Source organism: Neptunomonas sp. XY-337 (genome assembly GCF_004959845.1).
GTDB classification, from domain to species: Bacteria; Pseudomonadota; Gammaproteobacteria; order Pseudomonadales; family Balneatricaceae; genus Neptunomonas; species Neptunomonas marina.
Genome location: NZ_SPLL01000001.1, coordinates 16796 through 35143 on the forward strand (window position 1 = coordinate 16796; position 18348 = coordinate 35143).

At 50.3% G+C, this 18348-nt stretch carries 19 protein-coding genes; 15 read left to right on the forward strand and 4 right to left on the reverse strand.

Features of this window, described 5'->3' with window-relative positions:
• Window positions 1-64: 64 nt before the first annotated feature.
• On the forward strand, window positions 65-1729 hold the full coding sequence (gene cydD / locus E4L36_RS00100; RefSeq protein ID WP_136678461.1) for a thiol reductant ABC exporter subunit CydD: 1665 nt from the start codon (window positions 65-67) through the stop codon (window positions 1727-1729).
• Window positions 1726-3351 carry an ATP-binding cassette domain-containing protein gene (locus E4L36_RS00105; protein ID WP_136678462.1) on the forward strand — a complete coding sequence of 542 codons (1626 nt, stop codon included), beginning with the start codon at window positions 1726-1728 and terminating at the stop codon, window positions 3349-3351. The genes cydD and E4L36_RS00105 overlap by 4 nt, the downstream gene beginning before the upstream one ends.
• Here E4L36_RS00105 and E4L36_RS00110 read toward each other — a convergent pair.
• The gene (locus E4L36_RS00110; RefSeq protein WP_127693766.1) at window positions 3336-3656 is read right to left on the reverse strand and encodes a DUF3301 domain-containing protein; all 321 of its coding nucleotides are present in this window, start codon (window positions 3654-3656) and stop codon (window positions 3336-3338) included. The two genes, E4L36_RS00105 and E4L36_RS00110, sit on opposite strands and share 16 nt — an antisense overlap.
• Window positions 3657-3825: 169 nt before the next feature.
• On the opposite strand from E4L36_RS00110, the gene E4L36_RS00115 reads away from it, so the two are divergent.
• Both E4L36_RS00115 and E4L36_RS00120 read left to right on the forward strand, forming a co-directional pair.
• On the forward strand, window positions 3826-5304 hold the full coding sequence (locus E4L36_RS00115) for a protein adenylyltransferase SelO (RefSeq protein WP_136678463.1): 1479 nt from the start codon (window positions 3826-3828) through the stop codon (window positions 5302-5304).
• A gap of 259 nt (window positions 5305-5563) precedes the next feature.
• The gene (locus tag E4L36_RS00120; RefSeq protein ID WP_136678464.1) at window positions 5564-8425 is read left to right on the forward strand and encodes an ExeM/NucH family extracellular endonuclease; all 2862 of its coding nucleotides are present in this window, start codon (window positions 5564-5566) and stop codon (window positions 8423-8425) included.
• Window positions 8426-8522: 97 nt separating this feature from the next.
• On the opposite strand, the gene E4L36_RS00125 is transcribed toward E4L36_RS00120, so the two are convergent.
• Window positions 8523-8993 (reverse strand): hypothetical protein, encoded by a 471-nt coding sequence (locus E4L36_RS00125; protein WP_136678465.1) that lies wholly within the window; start codon window positions 8991-8993, stop codon window positions 8523-8525.
• A 139-nt stretch (window positions 8994-9132) separates the two neighbouring features.
• Between E4L36_RS00125 and luxS the strand changes: the two genes are divergently transcribed.
• Window positions 9133-9645 carry an S-ribosylhomocysteine lyase gene (gene luxS, locus E4L36_RS00130; protein ID WP_127693762.1) on the forward strand — a complete coding sequence of 171 codons (513 nt, stop codon included), beginning with the start codon at window positions 9133-9135 and terminating at the stop codon, window positions 9643-9645.
• Window positions 9646-9669: 24 nt separating this feature from the next.
• On the opposite strand, the gene E4L36_RS00135 is transcribed toward luxS, so the two are convergent.
• Window positions 9670-10563, reverse strand: a complete 894-nt coding sequence (locus E4L36_RS00135; protein ID WP_240770647.1) for a DMT family transporter — start codon at window positions 10561-10563, stop codon at window positions 9670-9672.
• A gap of 57 nt (window positions 10564-10620) precedes the next feature.
• Between E4L36_RS00135 and E4L36_RS00140 the strand changes: the two genes are divergently transcribed.
• The 4 genes from E4L36_RS00140 (at window position 10621) to htpG (ending at window position 14295) form a co-directional block, all read left to right on the forward strand.
• Window positions 10621-11340: a DUF599 domain-containing protein gene (locus tag E4L36_RS00140; RefSeq protein ID WP_136678466.1), complete on the forward strand. Its 720-nt coding sequence runs from the start codon at window positions 10621-10623 to the stop codon at window positions 11338-11340.
• The gene (locus tag E4L36_RS00145) at window positions 11337-11816 is read left to right on the forward strand and encodes a PaaI family thioesterase (RefSeq protein ID WP_136678467.1); all 480 of its coding nucleotides are present in this window, start codon (window positions 11337-11339) and stop codon (window positions 11814-11816) included. The genes E4L36_RS00140 and E4L36_RS00145 overlap by 4 nt, the downstream gene beginning before the upstream one ends.
• Before the next feature lies 1 nt (window position 11817).
• Window positions 11818-12270: a PaaI family thioesterase gene (locus E4L36_RS00150; RefSeq protein WP_127693759.1), complete on the forward strand. Its 453-nt coding sequence runs from the start codon at window positions 11818-11820 to the stop codon at window positions 12268-12270.
• A gap of 108 nt (window positions 12271-12378) precedes the next feature.
• Window positions 12379-14295 (forward strand): molecular chaperone HtpG, encoded by a 1917-nt coding sequence (gene htpG, locus E4L36_RS00155; protein WP_136678468.1) that lies wholly within the window; start codon window positions 12379-12381, stop codon window positions 14293-14295.
• A gap of 51 nt (window positions 14296-14346) precedes the next feature.
• On the opposite strand, the gene E4L36_RS00160 is transcribed toward htpG, so the two are convergent.
• Complete coding sequence (locus tag E4L36_RS00160; protein WP_136678469.1) at window positions 14347-15315, reverse strand: integron integrase; 969 nt, start codon at window positions 15313-15315, stop codon at window positions 14347-14349.
• Window positions 15316-15578: 263 nt separating this feature from the next.
• Between E4L36_RS00160 and E4L36_RS00165 the strand changes: the two genes are divergently transcribed.
• The 6 genes from E4L36_RS00165 to E4L36_RS00190 all read left to right on the forward strand — a co-directional run bounded on the left by E4L36_RS00165 (window position 15579) and on the right by E4L36_RS00190 (window position 18285).
• The gene (locus E4L36_RS00165) at window positions 15579-15926 is read left to right on the forward strand and encodes a DUF3265 domain-containing protein (protein ID WP_136678470.1); all 348 of its coding nucleotides are present in this window, start codon (window positions 15579-15581) and stop codon (window positions 15924-15926) included.
• 135 nt (window positions 15927-16061) lie between these two features.
• A complete protein-coding gene (locus E4L36_RS00170; RefSeq protein WP_136678471.1) occupies window positions 16062-16364 on the forward strand; it encodes a hypothetical protein in 303 nt (100 codons plus the stop codon).
• 104 nt (window positions 16365-16468) lie between these two features.
• Window positions 16469-16801 (forward strand): hypothetical protein, encoded by a 333-nt coding sequence (locus E4L36_RS00175; protein ID WP_240770648.1) that lies wholly within the window; start codon window positions 16469-16471, stop codon window positions 16799-16801.
• Window positions 16802-16886: 85 nt separating this feature from the next.
• Window positions 16887-17348, forward strand: coding sequence for a hypothetical protein (locus E4L36_RS00180; RefSeq protein ID WP_136678472.1), 462 nt, complete (start codon window positions 16887-16889; stop codon window positions 17346-17348).
• Between the two features lie 110 nt (window positions 17349-17458).
• Window positions 17459-17728 (forward strand): hypothetical protein, encoded by a 270-nt coding sequence (locus E4L36_RS00185; RefSeq protein ID WP_136678473.1) that lies wholly within the window; start codon window positions 17459-17461, stop codon window positions 17726-17728.
• A 101-nt stretch (window positions 17729-17829) separates the two neighbouring features.
• Window positions 17830-18285, forward strand: a complete 456-nt coding sequence (locus tag E4L36_RS00190; protein WP_136678474.1) for a DUF6756 family protein — start codon at window positions 17830-17832, stop codon at window positions 18283-18285.
• The last annotated feature ends 63 nt before the right edge of the window (window positions 18286-18348 follow it).

Below are 18348 nucleotides of genomic sequence, written 5' to 3' on the forward strand. Positions count from 1 at the left end.
GCAAATTTTATGTCAGCCCAGTGTGGTTGCCTAGTGGGATATGTGTATAAGGGAGTGCTAAAGCATGCGTTATAACGGGGCAGCGGAGCTGTTAAAGGGGTTTGCAAACCGCACGCGTGGAATATCGGCTGGGTTGGTCGCGTTGGGATTGATACAAGTAGGGATGACCATTCTGTTGGCGTATAGCGTGGCTAATATGCTGCAAGGTGCCTTATTCGCGAGTACTCAGCAGCTGCCTACCGCACTCGACTGGTGGCTAATGGGCACTGCACTGATAGGTAAAGCACTGGCCGCGTACGCACAGAGCCGATTGGGGAACTGGGCCAGTATCCAGATTCGTGCGGCGCTGCGCAGTTACGTTTTACAAGCGGTCTATGCGCGTAATATTCAGTTGCTCGCTCAGGTAAGGGCGGCTGAGCTGACTAATCTACTTAGCACCCAGACCGATGCCTTACGCGAGTACTTCTCGGATTTTGTACCCCAGCGCCGACTTGCTGTATTGATGCCGATTGCGGTGTTAATCGCAGCCGCAACAGTTAACTGGCTGGTGGCGCTGATCCTGCTGGTAACGGCACCATTGGTGCCCGTGTTTATGATGTTGGTGGGGCGCAAAGCCGCGCAAGCTAACCGTGAAAACTTAAATGAGCTCAACCGGTTAGGCAACCTACTGGCTGATCGCTTACGCCACCTTCAAGCGCTACAGCTGGTTGGTACCCAAGAGCAAGAAGCCGAAAGCCTGTTTCACCAATCTGAGCGCTTTCGCACCTCAACAATGCGGGTGCTGCGTCTTGCGTTTCTCTCTGGCACTTTGTTGGAGTTCTTTAGTGCCATTAGCGTTGCTTTGGTCGCGGTATACCTTGGCTTGTTCTTTTTGGGCAAATACGATGTTGGAGCATGGACGTCAGGACTAACGTTGGGCGACGGCGTCTTTTTGCTGATGCTCGCTCCGGAATTTTACCTACCGCTGCGCCGCCTTGGCGCGCTCTATCATGCAAAGGCGGAGGCAACCAGTGTGGCGGAGGCGGTGGTTAAGATCACACAGGGCCAAGATGAAGCCGCAGCGAACCGCAAAGACGTACCCTTGCTTGAAACCCTCACCCTGCAACAGGTGATGCTCGGCTCACAGCCGATAGACCTAACTCTACATAAAGGTGAGGTGCTGCTACTGACGGGCCCCTCCGGTTCAGGGAAAACAACATTGCTCGATGCATTAGCAGGGCTGCGGCCCTTGGGTGCCGGACAGGTTGTTATCAATGCGCACACACATGCAGCGCCAGCTGCACTCTATCGCGAGCCGAGCTGGTTTCAGCAAGTCGGATACATGACACAGCAACCCGAACTATTGTACGCCTCAATTCGCGATAACTTATCGCTTGGGCGCACTTTTAGCGATGAGCAACTGATGGCGGCGCTGCGTACCGCTCAAGTCGATGATGTGGTTGCCGCGCTGCCAGAGGGACTTGATTACTTTGTCACCGATGCGGGTGGTTATCTTTCCGGTGGGCAGGCGCAGCGTATTGCGCTGGCACGGGTGTTTTTACATCAACCCAAGTTGTTGATCTTAGACGAACCCACCGCCAGCCTTGATGCTGATACAGCCGCGCGCTTTTTAGAGAGCCTTTGCCGTTATCGTGATCAAGGTGGGCGAGTGATTATCGCCACTCACCGCGATATCGCGCCGTTATCAAGCACCTATCATGTGGACGCTGAACAAGGAGTATTACAGTGAACCCGCTAACGAAACGTTACCTGAGCCTCTTGTGGGCGCAAAAAGGCTTGGCTTTACTGGGTGTGCTACTGGCGGTTGTGACAGCGCTATCAGGGGTGGCGTTGCTGGCGGTTTCGGGCTGGTTTATCAGCGCAGCCGCGCTGGCCGGCGCGTCGGTTGTGACGGCCCATGCGTTTAACTTCTTTACCCCTGGTGCCATTGTGCGGGGGCTATCGATCTCGAGAACGGCAGGCCGCTATGGCGAGCGCATCATCACCCACGAAGCGACATTTCGGCTGTTGTCACAGCTACGGGCTGATCTTTTTCGCGTGCTTGCGGCGCGTAAATGGAGCGAGCAAAAGTTCAATCGCCATGATGTGGCCAGCCGCATGTTAGAGGATATTCGCTACATCGAGTCGATCTACTTAAGCGCCGCCGTGCCTGCTGTAACGGCCATCATTATTGCTTTTGGTTATCTTGGTGTATTGGCGCTGACCCATGCGAGCTTAGCGCTCTTTGCCAGTGGCTTTGTGGTTCTGCTGCTGTTGTTTTTGCCTTGGCTCTACAGCCGCGCGGTGCTTGTTCCGCAGGACGAGCTGCATCGCCAGCGCTCACAGCAGTGGAGTACGGCCAGTGGCATTTTACACGCGCTGCGCACGCTCACCCTCTTTGGGCAGTTTGAGCATCACAGTGAGGCATTCGTGCGCCACACGCGTAACACCGACCAACTTGAAGCGCGTGCGGTGGCCCGCCAGCAAGGGGTGCTATTGGTGGCACAGGTGACATTGGCGCTGCTGACTCTCACGCTGGTTTGGCAGGCGTTTTCCCTTTACGGGGCAGCTGAGTTGGGTGGCGCGCAGCTATTTATGGTGTTGCTGCTCACACTCGGGGTTTCAGAGGTTTTACTAGCGCACATACCTGCGGTTGCGAACTTTCGCCTTGGTTGGCGTGCACTCAGTCGGCTTGATCAGATGGCTGGTGGCGAGAATACCCCTGATCCGCGTCAGTTCATTCGAGGTGAGCGCCCTGCGGTGACGCTGAACAATGTGAGTTACCGCTATCCTGCGCAAAAAGCAGCCACACTGACTGGCGTGACTCAAAAGCTCACACCCGGTTGGCACTGGCTCGTGGGTGAAAGTGGTGCGGGTAAAAGTACCCTGATGGGGTTGCTGGCTGGTGACTTTGCCGCATCTCAAGGTGAGGTGATCCTAGCGGGTGCGACAGGTTCTGTGGCAGTGATGCCCCAGCAGGTGGATATTCTGCGAGCATCCCTTCGCCAGAATGTGGCTCTTCATCGCACCAGCAGCGATAAAGCGATAGAACGGGCGCTTGAGCAGGTCGGGTTATCGGAGTGGATAGAAACGCTACCTCAGGGCTTGGATACGTGGTTGGGCGAGGGGGAGTGGCAGCCCTCAGGCGGTGAGGCAAAGCGCATCGCCTTAGCGCGTCTACTGATTGAGGAGAGTGAAATTATTCTGCTCGATGAACCCTTTGCAGGGCTGGATGCACAACGGGTTGATCAATTGATGGTAAATCTGCGCAAGGCTTGGCAAGGTAAGGTGGTGATCGCGGTGTCGCACGATCACCGATATATTGATGCGCAGGACAGTACTCTAGTGTTGCGGCCTCACCCGATGCGGTGAGGCTCCAAATCAACGCTTGTGATGCGCCGACCCAGCACGATGACACGCCCAGTGTAGCGATCATCGCCCGTTGACGAAAACTCAAACTGGTAGCGGCGCCACAGTTTTAACTGCCCATCATCGTCACGCTTTAGCCATAACGCACGTAAACCAATGCTTTGATCAAGGAGCTGCAAGCCCATCTCTTTGCAGGTCTTGTTCGCTGCGCGAAACGCAACCTCTTTAACTTGTTGGGCCTTCCACCAGTAAAACATACCTAAGCAGATAAACGAGACCCAAAAAAGATCAGACAGCTCGATAAACATAACGCCTTATTTTGTCACTGAAATTTCGGCTAGTAGATCACACTCTATGTTGCAAAGCTACTGAGAAGGGAAGCTTGTTAAATAGTTGACTAAAATGCTAAGGTATAGGCCACGGATATAATAGAAACCCCTGTGCGACGTACCACAGGGGAAGAGAGCGGGGCGCTTCATGAATTCTCAAGGTTCTATATTTGCGGATCTTAATCTGCGGCAAACATATCGCGATTTACCAGAAAACTTTTATCAGGATATTGCACCGCAACCGCTTAAAGAGGCGCACCTGATCAGCTTTAATCCATCAGTGGCCAACTGGTTGGGGTTAGATGCGTGCCGCGTTAATCCAAGTGATCTCGCCCGCTACTTCGGTGGTGATGGCATTCTGCCAGATAGCCAGCCGTTAGCCATGAAGTACGCTGGACATCAGTTTGGTGTGTACAATCCGCAACTCGGTGATGGCCGTGGCATGTTGTTGGGTGAGTTGGTAAACCGCGATGGGCAGCGAATTGATCTACACCTGAAAGGCGCTGGCAAAACGGCGTATTCGCGCTTTGGTGATGGCCGTGCGGTGTTGCGCTCCAGCATCCGTGAATACCTTGTAAGCGAGGCCATGTATGCCTTAGGCATACCGACAACGCGTGCGCTATCGTTGGTGGGTAGCGAAGAGTTCGTAATGCGTAACGGGATGGAACCTTGCGCTGCGGTGTTGCGTGTGACCGAGTGCCATATCCGCTTTGGCCACTTTGAGCACCTTTACTATACCCGCCAGCACGACGCGCTACGCGAACTTGCCGATTATTGTATCGCCCGCTACTACCCGCAGTTTCAAAACGAAGAAGACCCGTATCTTGCGTTTTTTATCGAGATACGTAACCGCAGCGCCAAACTGGTTGCGCAGTGGCAAGCCTATGGGTTTGTGCATGGGGTGCTGAATACCGACAATATGTCGATACTTGGAGAGACGTTTGATTACGGCCCCTTCACGTTCCTTGATGAGTATGACCCGACTTTTGTCAGCAATAAAAACGATCATGAGGGCCGTTATGCATTCGAGAATCAGCCAGATATTGTGCTCTGGAACCTCTCCTGCCTAGCGCAAGCACTGCTGCCGCTCTCAGAGAAAGATGCGCTGGTGAGTGCGCTCAACGAATATCGTGATATCTATTTTGCTGCCTACTACGGCCTGATGCGTAAGCGTTTAGGGCTGCTGCTCGAAAAAGAGGGTGATGCTGATCTTATCAACCAGTTGATCTTGATGGCTCAGGCCCAAAAAGCAGATCTCACCCGTTTTCTGCGCGACCTTTGTGACATTGCGGTTGAATCTCCTGCAACGATTGAATCGTGCATGCAGCACTTTGCCAGCCGTGACGCAATCGAAGAGTGGCTAACACGCTACCTTGCACGCGTAGCATTGGAAGCGGCCAGCCAGCCGATTCGTAAGCAGCAGATGCGCAGTGTTAACCCGGCTTATCTGCTGCGTAACTACATGCTCGAAGAGGCGATAAGAGAGGCTCACCAAGGCGATTACCGGCCAGTTAATACCTTACTGGGCATTATCCGTAAGCCGTTCGAGACACAAACCGGGGCAGAACGTTTTGGCGAGGCCCCGCCCGATTGGGCCGCAAGTATCTGCCTGACTTGCTCCTCATAATACTTCGTCGCTTCTTGCAAAACAAAACCGCCACCTAGCCGTAACAAAGCTGGGTTAGGTTGGCGTTGAAAGCCTTTTGCTTTTGTTGGTATGCGGGCTTTTGCAATCACGATAACCCCTTTTTCACAGCCGCTTACGTCCTGTAGGCGGCTATTTTCGTCATCTAGACGTCACGTTTATGCAATGTCTGCGTCATCGGATTGACCCACTCGATACTTAACATCATCGCTTTCTCAAACAACTCTAAGGAATGGTCGTAATGAGTAAGTGGATCAGCCGCGTTAGCTGTATGGCGGCAGCTATTGCAGCAGCGCACGCCAGCGCTAACCCCGTTATCATCTCGGAATACATTGAAGGTAGTAGCTTTAATAAAGCGATCGAGCTGTATAACACCAGCACAGCGCCGGTCAGCCTAGATGGCTATGCGTTAAAGTTCTATTTCAATGGCCGAACAAGCCCTGCCACCACAGTTAACCTCGCGGGCCAGCAGATAGCGGGCCAAGCAACCTTTGTGATTGCACATCGCGATGCGGCATTTGATCCCAATCTCATCAACCTAACGAGTGCGGCGAGCTGGTTTAATGGTGATGATGCTATCGTGCTAGAAAACAATGGTCAGGTGATTGACTCAATCGGCCAGATTGGCACTGATCCGGGTAGCGAGTGGGGCACAGGCGTGACCTCTACCAAGGACAACACGCTGCGCCGCGTGGTGGGCACAACAGTGGGCGATACCGTCGCTGATGACCCGTTCTTCCCAAGTGTTGAATGGGTAGGTTTTGCTAAAGATGATGCGTCTGATCTGGGGCTGTTCGCTGGCAACGGTGGCGGTGATACTGGCGGCAATGGTGGTGACACCGGCGGTAATACGGGTAATCCATTCGCCTGTGCAAGCCCAGCTACGGCGATCCACGCGATTCAAGGCGCGGGAGATGCCTCTGCACTGGAAGGAGAGGTGCACGAGGTTGAAGGCGTTGTTACCCAAGTAGTGCCGGGCCTTGACGGCTTCTTCATCCAGATGCCAGACGCTGAAGTGGATGGCGATAGCGCAACATCTGAAGGTGTCTTTGTATACTCTGGGAATGCGCGGGTGAATGTGCAGCCTAACGTAGGCGAGCGTATCCGCTTAAACGCCTCCGTATCTGAGTACTTCGGTAAAACACAGTTAACCAATATTACCGCGTTTGAAGTCTGCCAAGAGAGCGCTGAGCTGCCTTCAGCTGCCACGATCTCATTGCCTGTTGCAGATACATCTGAGTGGGAACAGTGGGAGGGGATGCGCGTTGCGTTTGATCATCCGCTGGTGGTGAACGAAACCTATAACCTTGGCCGTTACGGCACGTTGATGATGGGTAAAGCGCGTGCTTGGATCCCAACACAAGTGGCTAGACCGGGTGCGACTGCACAGGCCGTTCAAGAAGCCAATGCGCGTGATCGTATCTTTATTGATGATGCATCAAATCAGCAAAACCCCGCCGTTATCCCATTCCCAGCTCCACAGCTGAGTGCGACCAATACCGTGCGTGTTGGTGATGTGGCACAAGGTGTTGTCGGTGCGCTGGACTACTCGTTTGGTGATTATAAAGTGATGCCTGAGTCTGAGGTGAGCTTCTCGCAGCAGAATCCGCGCACATCAGCGCCGGAGCTGTTGCACCAAGGTAACCTCAAGGTCGCTTCTTTCAATGTGCTCAACTACTTCAACGGTGATGGCCAAGGCGGCGGATTCCCAACAGCGCGTGGTGCTGATAACTACGCAGAGTTGCAACGCCAAGAGGCAAAAATTGTTGCAGCGCTGGTTAAGATCGATGCAGACATCGTTGGTCTCATGGAGATCGAAAACGATGGCTTTGGCGCGAACTCTGCCATTGCGAGCTTAACGCAAGCGCTGAATGCGGTGGTGGGCGAAGGCACCTATAGCTATGTGACACCGAGTATGTCACGCCTAGGTGATGATGCCATCGCCGTTGGTTTGCTATACAAGCCCGCTCAGGTCAATCTATTTGGTGCAGCGCAGGTGCTGAGCACGGCGAACTCGCCGCTTGACGGTTCCGGGCAGCCGCTGTTTTTGGATAGCAAAAACCGCCCAGCCTTGGCACAAACGTTTAGCTTGCTAGAGAACGGTGGCCAGCTCACTGTGGTTGTGAACCACCTTAAATCGAAGGGTTCTAGTTGCGACGCGCTTGGTGATCCTAACTTGAACGATGGCCAAGGCAACTGTAATCAAACCCGTACACGCGCTGCCCAAGCACTGGGCCAATGGTTACCAGAAATCTTTGGCGCTGAGCAACCCACGCTGATCATTGGTGACTTAAACGCCTACGCGAAAGAGGACCCCATTGCTGCGCTGGAAGCGGTAGGTTACGAGAACCTATCGGCAACAAAAGGCAATGGTCAAGCATACTCTTATGTCTTCTCTGGTGAGACCGGCCAGCTTGATCATGCGCTGGGTAATCTGTTTGCCGCACAAGATGTTGTAAATGTGGTTGAGTGGCATATCAATACCGATGAACCACGCGTACTGGATTACAACACCGAGTATAAAACTGCTGATCAGATCAATGATTACTATGCGAGCAACGCGTTCCGCTCGTCTGATCATGACCCAGTGATCATCGAGATGAACCTACAGAACCGTAATCTGCTACCTGTGGCTAGCTTCACTTATGAAACGGCAGGTACAGCTGTGAACTTTACTGCCGTTGCAACCGATGAAGATGGCACTATTGCAAGCTACGAGTGGGAGTTTGGCCCAGACCTCTTTGCTTACGGTGAGCAAGTGAGCTTTGATTTTGCCGCACCGGGTGAATACCCCGTTACGCTGCGCGTGACAGATGATAAAGGCGGCGTAACCGAGTACAACGATAGCGTTGTTATAGCGGCTCAAAGCAATCAGCCGCCTATTGCAGCGATGTATCACGGCAGCTTCTATCGTTTCCACTGGTACGTATCGACCAGTAGTGATGTGGATGGTGAAGTGGTTTCTCACCAGTGGAGCTTCTCGGATGGCCGCGAAGCGACTGGTGATAGCGTTTTCATTATCTCAACCCAAGAGCTGGGCGCGACGTTGACCGTCACGGATGACAAAGGCGCAACGTCGAGCACTGTTCACACACCACAATAAGTGGTTGTGTTGCTCCAAACCAAAGCCCGCAATGCGGGCTTTTTTTGTTTTGGGGGCGTAAAGATAATACGTGTTTGGGGCGGTAACGCCTATGGTGTTAAATCGAGCGGCAGCCCACTCTGGCAGGAAACACGCTGTAGTTTGTGCGGATGCTGTAATTGGTTTGGTCGGGTCTCACCAAAATACGATCTTGGGTAAGCACGGTATTGAAAATATCGTAGGTGGTGCAAACGGCATAATAACGCGCTTTCACATTAAGAATCTGAAAGCGGATAATGCCAAAGTCGTTGCTGGTGACAAGCGGCTCACGCTGGCTAGGGTCAGGCTTCATGATGCGAGCTGTCTCTTTAAGCTGCTGCTGGCGCCATTGCTCCTGTTTGGCAGCGTTGCGATTTTCAGCGGCTTGTTTGGCCTGCGCCTTATTAAAGTGGTCCTTATCGTAACGCGATAAACAGAGGTTACGCTCTTTTTGATCGCTCATGGCGTGGCAAAGAGACGCATCCATCGCCCAGCTAAACGGCGCGATGGCGAGTAGCGAAGAAACTGAAAAAACCAAGACTTTTGACACCAGTTGATATCCTTCCAACAACAAATTTTTTCGTCATTCTGGCATAGCGTGCCAGTTAGTCTATCAATATAGTTGAAAACTCCAATTGAGACGGGAGATAATTTAACTTTACTTAACCAAAAGATGTAAAGGAGCGGCCATGCCACTGCTAGACAGTTTTACTGTTGACCACACACGTATGCAGGCACCAGCAGTACGAGTAGCAAAAACGATGCAAACACCGAAAGGGGACACCATTACTGTGTTTGATTTGCGCTTTTGCTTGCCGAACCAAGAGATCTTGAGCGAGCGTGGCATACACACGCTAGAGCACCTGTTTGCCGGTTTTATGCGTGATCACCTGAATGGCGATGATGTTGAGATCATTGATATTTCACCAATGGGTTGCCGTACCGGCTTCTACATGAGCCTGATTGGCACACCGGCGGAATCCCGCGTAGCAGATGCGTGGTTGGCAGCAATGGACGATGTACAAACCGTGCAGGCCCAAAACGAGATTCCAGAGCTGAACGAATACCAGTGCGGTACGTATGAGATGCACTCGTTGGAAGAGGCGAAAGAGATCGCGGCGAATATCAAATCGCGTGGTGTTTCTGTCAACAGCAACAACGAGCTACAGCTAGATCCTAAGTTTCTTGCTGAACACTCCTAAGCAACACCGATAGGTGCCAGTGCGCTAAGCGGCGTGACTGGCACGTTTGCGGCGCTCCTCTTGGGCGCCCAATATCACTGAACCGACCCCACCCACAGCCACTAGTAACACACCTGCGTAGGTCCACTGATCGGGTATTTGTTGCCAGATTAACCAGCCCCAAAACCCAGTAAAGGCGACGCCGGTGTAACTGATAGGCGAGATGATAGACGCTTTGGCGTACTGATAAGCTTTTGTGTAAAGCCACATCGTCAGCCAGATGGAACCGCCGATCAGTAGCATGGGCGGCCACGCTGCGGCAGGGATGGGCTGCCAGTTCAGCAACGCCAATGGTACGCTAGCAACTGCGGAGAAACCGAAGTAGTAAAACAGAATACGGTTAGTTGGCTCTGTCAGTGCCAGCATACGCGTTGTCATAATGGAGCCTGCCAACGTAACGGCAGAGGCGAACCCCACAAGATACCAACCGTTTAACCCACTGGCGTCGGGCTTGAGTATCAGCGCAATACCTGCCATGCCGATAACCAGCGGTATCCAGCGAATCAGCGCGATACGCACGCCATAAACCGCGAGCACCAAAAACGGCACACACAGCGGGGCAGCGTTACGTAACAGGGCAGCATCAACGAGGGGGATCTTCTCAATCGCGAGATAGTACGCGTAAAAACAGGCCCAGCCACACAGTGCACGCACGACGTGTAAACGAAAATGTTCGGTTTTGAGTTGGCTAACGCCGCGCCGAGCAAGCCAAGGTAGCATGATGGCGGTGCACAGCAGATACTGCACGGCAACGATCACCTCAATCGAGACCATCGTGGCGGCGTATTTAATCAATGCCGCAGCAATGCTCATGATAAACGAAGTGCCGAGTGCAAATGCAGCGCCTAAGGCGATATTTTCCGAGGTTGATGCAGACAATTGAGAATCCTGAAACTTCAATTAAAATAAAAATTTACATGCAATCGAGTTGAATCCATGGACACAGCAATTTCGTTCTTTTCACAAAACTGGCTTAACGTCATTGCGTTAGCATGGTTTCTGATCTGCTTTAAGGGCTATATGTTTTACGCCCATAGAAAAAGCTTTACCACCCCTTGCCTTGCAAGTGTGATGCATATGTATCGTTTTGAGTGGATGCTCAGAATGATTGATAGAGACAATCGTATCTCTGATACATCCGCCATCGCTAACCTTGAGCGTAGTGTATCGTTTTTTGCATCCACCACGATGCTTATTCTAGCTGGTCTTATGACGGTGCTGGGTTCTACCGAACAAGCGATCGATATTGTTTCGGACATCCCCTTTGCTACCCAAGCTACGCAACAAGAGTGGGAGTTAAAGATACTCCTTTTAATTGTGCTGTTTGTTTATGCATTCTTTAAGTTTACTTGGAGCCTGCGCCAATATGGTTTTGTCTCGGTGATGGTGGGCAGTGCCGTGATGCCCGGCGAAGCGGCCAATGAGCAGGTCAAAAATGCCAGTGCCGACCGCTTAGCGCGCATGACCTCGATGGCAGCAAACAACTTTAATCTCGGTTTGCGCACCTTCTATTTTAGCCAAGCGGTGCTCGGTTGGTTTATCAACCCGATTCTGTTTATGGGACTAGCAACACTGGTCACTTGGATTCTATACCGCCGGGAGTTTAGCTCTGATACGTTGCAAATCTTGATGATGTCAGGCGGAGAGGTGAAATGAATACCGAGCCGTTGGCAAAATGTCAGCGCTTTCTAGCGGCACTGGCGCATATGCGCAAACTTAACATGCAAGCGGTCGCCGCAGACAAACGCCAAGTCACGGTGATGTTGCCCGTGCAAGAGGCGCTACAAAACCATCAGTTCAAAACCTACATGCATGGCGGGGTGTTGACCACATTAGTGGATACCGCCAGCAGCATGTCGACGCTGGTGGCGTTGGATGAGTATGAGCTGTGTCCGACGTTAGATCTGCGTATCGATCATATGTCGACCCCACAACTGAGCCAGCCGTTATATGCGCAAGCGGAATGCTACCGCATCACCCGCAGTGTGCTATTTACCCGCGCCACGGTTTACCAAGCATCGCTTGATCAGCCGGTCGCCTACGCGATTGCAACCTTTATGCGGCCAGAAAGTGGCACCACAGATAGCGCCTTCAAAGCATTGATTGATGGCACAGCAGCAGGGTTACCCTAACATGGCACAGTTGAGAGAGATCGTGGCGCACGCCCACCAAAGCGGCGACTACCAACCGGTTATCGAGATTATTCCCTACGCTAAAATCATCGGCGTATGTTGCGAGCGCTTTGGCGAAGAGATGATCTTCCGTCTGCCCAAGAACCCAGACAATATCGGTAATCCAACACTGCCTGCTATTCATGGCGGGGTGATTGCATCGTTTATGGAGCTAACTGCCGCCTTTGAACTTACCCTGCAGCTGGATCAACCTGCCTTGGCGAAGATTATCGACTTCTCGGTGGATTACATGCGCGCCGGGCGCGACCGAGACACCTTTGCTATCTGCACGATTGAGCGCCAGGGGCGCCGCGTTGGTAACTGCTCGATTATTGCGTGGCAAGATAAACGCAGCGAGCCCATCGCATCGGCCCGTGCCCACTTCCTGCTCGACTCACTCACCGCACTGGAATAAAACGCGCGTTAAAAAACCCTACCTTTTGCCCTTGAAATGAAAAACAGTGTCCCCATCAATCGGAAGAACACAACATCAAAGATCTGACGATAGATAGGGTACTGTTCTATGAGCACAGAAACGCAGAAAGAAACACTAGGATTTCAGACCGAAGTTAAGCAACTGCTTAACCTGATGATCCACTCTCTGTATTCAAATAAAGAGATCTTTTTGCGCGAGCTGATCTCCAACGCATCTGACGCGGCAGAAAAGCTGCGCTTTGAAGCGTTGTCTAACGGCGAGCTTTATGAAAACGATGGCGATCTCAAAATCCACGTTAAATACGACGAAACCGCAAAAACCGTTACCATCGAAGATAACGGTATTGGTATGTCACGCGATGACGTTGTTGACCACCTGGGTACGATTGCCAAATCAGGTACGGCTAACTTCCTGAACCAGCTAACCGGTGACAAAGCCAAAGACAACCAACTGATTGGCCAGTTTGGTGTGGGCTTTTACTCGGCATTCATTGTGGCTGACCAAGTGGATGTATACACCCGCCGTGCTGGTGCCGATGTGGCTGAAGGCGTGCACTGGAGCTCTAAAGGTGAAGGCGAATTCACCATCGCAACCGTTGAAAAAGCGGGCCGCGGTACGCAGATCGTACTGCACCTGAAAGACGGTGAAGAGGAGTTCGCCAACGGCCAGCGCCTACGTACATTGGTACGTAAATACTCTGATCACATCTCAATGCCAGTGGTCATGCAGAAAGAAGCACCGCTTGGCAGCGAAGATGATGAAGAAGCGCAAGCGGTAGTGGAAGAAGAGGAAACCGTAAACAGCGCAACAGCACTGTGGACGCGTAACAAAGGCGATATCTCTGATGAAGAGTACGGCGAGTTCTACAAGCATATCTCCCACGACTTTGGCGATGCGCTGACTTGGGGCCACAACCGCGTAGAGGGTAACCTAGAGTACACAAGCTTGTTGTACGTACCAGAAAACGCGCCATATGATTTGTGGAACCGCGAAGCCCCACGCGGCCTGAAGCTCTATATCCAGCGTGTTTTCATTATGGATCAGGCGGATCAGTTCTTGCCGTTGTACCTACGCTTTATTAAAGGTGTGGTGGACTCTAACAACCTATCGCTCAACGTATCCCGCGAGATTCTGCAGCAAGATCCTAGCGTGGATAAGCTGCGCAGTGCACTGACTAAACGTGTGCTGGATATGCTAACCAAGCTCGGCAAGAACGACCCAGAAAAATACCGTAAGTTCTGGAACGCGTTTGGTAGTGTTATCAAAGAAGGCCCAGCGGAGGATTACACTAACCGCGACAAGATCACTAAACTGCTGCGCTTTGCATCCACTCACGAAGACAACCCAGATGCACTGGTGTCTCTTGAAGAGTATGTAAGCCGCATGCAGGAAGGCCAAGAGAAGATCTACTACATCACCGCTGAAAACTACAACACTGCGAAGAACAGCCCGCACCTTGAGATCTTCCGCAAGAAAGGCATTGAAGTGCTGCTGATGACCGAACGTGTTGATGAGTGGATGATGAGCCACCTGTTCGACTTTGATGGTAAATCGTTCCAAGACGTTACCAAAGGTGAACTAGAACTGGGTGATGCTGACTCCGAAGAGGAGAAAAAAGCGCAGGAAGAGGCCGCAAAAGAGGCGGAAAGCCTAGTTGAGCGCCTAAAAGAGCGCTTGGAAGAGCGTGTATCTGAAGTGCGTGTCACCCACCGCTTAACAGATTCGCCAGCATGCTTGGTGCTTAACGCTTACGATATGGGTGCGCAAATGCGCCAGATTATGGAAGCCGCAGGCCAAGCAGTGCCAAGCAGCAAACCGATCTTCGAGATCAACCCAGAGCACCCGCTCATTGCGAAGCTAGACCAAGAGCCAGATGAAGATCGTTTTGGTGAGCTAGCACAGATCATCTTTGATCAGGCAGACCTAGCCGCAGGTGGCCGTTTAGAAGACCCAGCCGCTTACGTAGCGCGTTTAAACAAGCTACTGCTGGAACTGAGCCAGTAAGCACTTAACGCACACTACTAAAACGGGCTACGGCCCGTTTTTTTGTGCCCGCTACATGCCGGTGCTTAGGGGGCTAACCACTCCAAACGCCCCGCGTTTTAGCACATGGGTGTAGATCTCGGTGGTTTTTAGATCGGAATGGCCCAATTGCTCTTGTACCGTGCGAATATCAGCCCCGCTCTGTAGCAGGTGCGTTGCAAACGTATGGCGCAGCGTATGGCAGGTAACATGCTTAGTGATCTTGGCGTTAAGCGCCGCAGCCCGAATACATTTGTTTATTGAGGTTTCATCAACATGGTGCCTGCGCAAGTGTTCAGTTTGGGGCTCAAACGATAACCGCGTTGCAGGGAAAAGATATTGCCAGCCCACTTCATAAGCGGCGTTAGGGTATTTTTTAGCTAATGCACTTGGCATCCAAACGCCGGCAAACAGCGCATGTTGGCTATCGTCTAATAAGAATCTTTCTACTTGTGCTATTTGCTCCCGTAGGGGCAGAGCCAGCTCTTGAGCCAGTGTAACAATCCGATGCTTTGAACCCTTACCGTTCCAAACGCGAATATTGAGGTGGTCAAGATCGATATCTTTAACGCGTAAGCGGGCTAGCTCCATACGGCGAAGCCCCGACCCGTAAAGTAAGCATGCCATTAACCAGTGTGAGCCACTTAGCTGCGCGAGTAGGTCGTTTACCTCTTGTTTGGTGAGCACGGTAGGCAGTTTGGCTTGGCGTTTACTGCGGCGAAACTCCCCCAGCTCCCCCAGCGGCTTTTTAATAATATCCCGATAAAGAAAAACCAACGCATTCAACGCAATTGCCTGCGTTGCCGGTGCAACGTTACGCTGTACCGAAAGGTAAGATAAAAAGCGGCTGACATCAGCAGCGCCAAGCTGATCTGGGTGCTGCTTTTGGCAGAATAGAATATACCCCTTGATCCAATATATATAAGTGGATACTGTTCTACGACTGTAGTGGCGAGCAAGCATGTAGCTTTTAATAGCTTGAAGGTAAGGAGACTGAGCCATACGAGAGAGTCCTTTCTCATAAATATGTATGGATATACAGTATATTTTTCTTTCCTTTTTTCAAGCCTTCAAAAGTGAAAATTTGCCACTCTATTTTTTGTTACGCAGGTGCTGCCAATTTAAAGCCTTTGGAAACAATAGCTTAAAAAGTTAGCCCAAAAGTCAGAAAAATAGAGTGAAGTCATTTAAATAATTATTATGATGCCCCATGGCGTCATAATCAGGCTGTTATGCGTGCAAGCCGAATAATAAGGATATTGTTTATGGAAGATTTAATAGATTTATTACAGCATCGTGGTTTCGAGTTCCAACTTAAAGCAAATAAAGTATCAGTTAAGCTTGAGGGGCTATCAAACCAAGTTTCAATTCATAAGGATATTGTAACGAATAGGTATAAAGTTAAAACCAATGATACGGCTCTATCTATAGGAGCTTGTGTATTCTTGTTTACGGGCTTAAATAGCATGAGTCACAGTGGCGTGGGTGGTTTGTTGAGCTTTGCTCTTATTGCCGTTTCGATGTTCTCATTTATGTCTGTGGTATTGACGGAACTTAAGCTAAATAGTCTTCGTTCAGTTATAGATGAGTTAAATAGCCAGTCACACGCATAACAAAGCGTTTAAGACAGATTCCCAACGCTTGGCGGTTTCAGTTCAAAGTTTAGCTTTAGTGTTTATGGCACAATAGCTTAAGTTCAGTGGTAGCGTTGCTCACTACTTAACGCGGCGTTAAGTGTCAAAACGAGTATGGATGATTTAATCGAAGAAATTGGAATTGATAAAGAAGAAAGGCTTTATGTAAAGCCATATAATGAATCATTCCCATTTATATATCGCGAGGGCATGGAGGTTCATTGGAACGAAGAATTTGGTTATCTTTATGGTGCCAAACCAAGAAAGTGGTCGTACCTAGAATGGTTCAATCAAATTATTAGCGCAGCATCACAACAAGGTTGTATGTTACTTGTTTCGCCTTCAGTAATTTGGGTTAATGTTCCCGCTGCACTGCAACAAAAAATAACAGGCACGCAAAATGCCAAAAACACTTAACAAGGCCAAGCACAATCGTGCAATGCAAAAAACGCATTGCACTGGACAGCCTACTCTGCGCTTCGGCTGCCTGTGTTGGCGGCGTTATATGTTCAGGAGGAACAATGGCATCGCCTTACAATATGGCTTTTGCATGTTTGGATTGTCATAAATCCTTCAAACGTGAGTTTAATTTAGCTGAAGAGTATCCGGTTACTTTAACTTGCCCAAATTGTGGTGGTAATGCACACAATCTTGGTCGGCACTTTAAAGCGCCAAAGCGTACTGATAAAAAGCAATGGGCTAAAGTTCAGCTCCTCCTAGAGCACGGGTTCTTCTTTCAAAAAATATATGACAACTCAAATGCTGGAGAACTTGTTCCATACCCAGAAACTTTGGAACAAGCAAAAGAGTTTGTAGTGAAATACAAAGCTTATGCTGTACAACGGAAAATATAACAAAAACATCAAAAGTCGCCCTTCGGGCTTGGACCGCAGCTGCGCTGCGGCCCTTTATGTTGGGCGTTAGCGGTAAGGAGTAATTATGACGATCTTAGTATCATTTATAGGCTCACTTATTGCTGCATTCATAGCTGCATTTACTGCGCATCATTTGGCTACAGCACGGATGCGAAAAAATGAGCTTTCAAAATTTCAGTTAGCAGCATACTCAGATTTTTTAGGTGCGGCTTCACGCTTAGCTGTTTCACGTAGAGTTGGCGATACTAGCAATGAAATAGAGGACTTAGCGGTCCTAAATGATTCAAAGAATCGTATTCTCATTGGCGGAGATCGTGCTGTTGTCGAAGCTCTGATTGAGTTTTGGAAGCACGGTGCAACCTTAGAAAGAGAGCAAGAGATAATTGCCTTCAAGCATCTAGCGAGTGTAATTCGAGAGTCTTTGGGGCATAAAAAATATGACATATTTGATCTTGAGATTTCAAATACCATGTTCAAACTAGAGCCATCAGATTTTTCGTATCGGGCAAGCCGTAGTGATGGCTGATATCGCTAACAAGGCGGTCAAAAATTGCCAACAAGTTGGCTGGACCTCCACAAGCTCCGCTTGTTCCGGCCTTTTACCGCGACGTTATAAGTTGAAAGGAGATAGTACACATGGAAACACAACTGAGTGAAATTTTTAGTCATATCCTTAAACAACTACCACCAAGCAACATATCGATTGAGGATCTCATACAGGAGATACACGACTGGGAAAAATCTGGAAGAGAAGAGCATTCATTACGCATGGGTAACTTGTTGATAGCTGCGACAGCTTTAAATGATCAGATGTGCTTTAAAGTAACTGAGTGCACAAATGTTGCTGGAATATCTATTGTTCAGTCAAATTCACAGTCGTGGCAATTTGAACTTTCAAGGAAGTAATATAGCTAACTTATAACAAGGCCAAGCAGCATCGCACACTTTGTGCGCTGGACCTCGCTACGCTCGGCCGCTGTTGGCAGCGTTACAAGGCATAAGTGAACATGTCGCAAGTTCTCAGGGAAGTAGAAAATGCTATCGAATCCTTGGCATTGGATGCCGTGGTCACCCGTGTGACAGCTCCGCATGCAGAAGAACTATACAAAGAACTTCTTGAGGTGTTTGTTGAAGGTGGGGACAGAAGATGGTGGTGGGAGTCATTCAAAATGGAATCCCAGAGCGTTGCCTTTGAAGACGGAAAGGGATTTGAGCATCTTGATGAATTCGTACCAAACTCCAAAGAGATCTTATGGTTCGTCGTAGAAGACGACGAATTACCGTTCTATCCAATCTTCGAGGCATCGACGGAAAACGTCAAAAAGATAATTGGAGAGTGCTTTGCGTTCGAGTACTACCTAATACCCAAAAACAAACGGTGGTTGTTGTGTGAAAACCACCACAACAACGTAATCGGAGTCGGTGATGAGGTTGTGTCGGCAATTGTGCAAAATGCCATGTAACAATCATGTCAACTGGAACGCCAAAAGCTACGCTTTTGGTTCCCTTCGCTGTCGCTCCGGCGT

Excerpts from the sequence above, each read along its gene's own strand:
- E4L36_RS00115 (WP_136678463.1), top strand. The coding sequence starts at position 3,826 with ATGAATTCTCAAGGTTCTATATTTGCGGATCTTAATCTGCGGCAAACA.
- E4L36_RS00185 (WP_136678473.1), top strand. The coding sequence starts at position 17,459 with ATGGAAACACAACTGAGTGAAATTTTTAGTCATATCCTTAAACAACTA.
- cydD (WP_136678461.1), top strand. The coding sequence starts at position 65 with ATGCGTTATAACGGGGCAGCGGAGCTGTTAAAGGGGTTTGCAAACCGC.
- E4L36_RS00175 (WP_240770648.1), top strand. The coding sequence starts at position 16,469 with ATGGCATCGCCTTACAATATGGCTTTTGCATGTTTGGATTGTCATAAA.
- E4L36_RS00145 (WP_136678467.1), top strand. The coding sequence starts at position 11,337 with ATGAATACCGAGCCGTTGGCAAAATGTCAGCGCTTTCTAGCGGCACTG.
- E4L36_RS00120 (WP_136678464.1), top strand. The coding sequence starts at position 5,564 with ATGAGTAAGTGGATCAGCCGCGTTAGCTGTATGGCGGCAGCTATTGCA.
- E4L36_RS00180 (WP_136678472.1), top strand. The coding sequence starts at position 16,887 with ATGACGATCTTAGTATCATTTATAGGCTCACTTATTGCTGCATTCATA.
- E4L36_RS00110 (WP_127693766.1), bottom strand. The coding sequence starts at position 3,656 with ATGTTTATCGAGCTGTCTGATCTTTTTTGGGTCTCGTTTATCTGCTTA.
- E4L36_RS00150 (WP_127693759.1), top strand. The coding sequence starts at position 11,818 with ATGGCACAGTTGAGAGAGATCGTGGCGCACGCCCACCAAAGCGGCGAC.
- luxS (WP_127693762.1), top strand. The coding sequence starts at position 9,133 with ATGCCACTGCTAGACAGTTTTACTGTTGACCACACACGTATGCAGGCA.
- E4L36_RS00140 (WP_136678466.1), top strand. The coding sequence starts at position 10,621 with ATGGACACAGCAATTTCGTTCTTTTCACAAAACTGGCTTAACGTCATT.
- E4L36_RS00190 (WP_136678474.1), top strand. The coding sequence starts at position 17,830 with ATGTCGCAAGTTCTCAGGGAAGTAGAAAATGCTATCGAATCCTTGGCA.
- htpG (WP_136678468.1), top strand. The coding sequence starts at position 12,379 with ATGAGCACAGAAACGCAGAAAGAAACACTAGGATTTCAGACCGAAGTT.
- E4L36_RS00170 (WP_136678471.1), top strand. The coding sequence starts at position 16,062 with ATGGATGATTTAATCGAAGAAATTGGAATTGATAAAGAAGAAAGGCTT.
- E4L36_RS00165 (WP_136678470.1), top strand. The coding sequence starts at position 15,579 with ATGGAAGATTTAATAGATTTATTACAGCATCGTGGTTTCGAGTTCCAA.
- E4L36_RS00160 (WP_136678469.1), bottom strand. The coding sequence starts at position 15,315 with ATGGCTCAGTCTCCTTACCTTCAAGCTATTAAAAGCTACATGCTTGCT.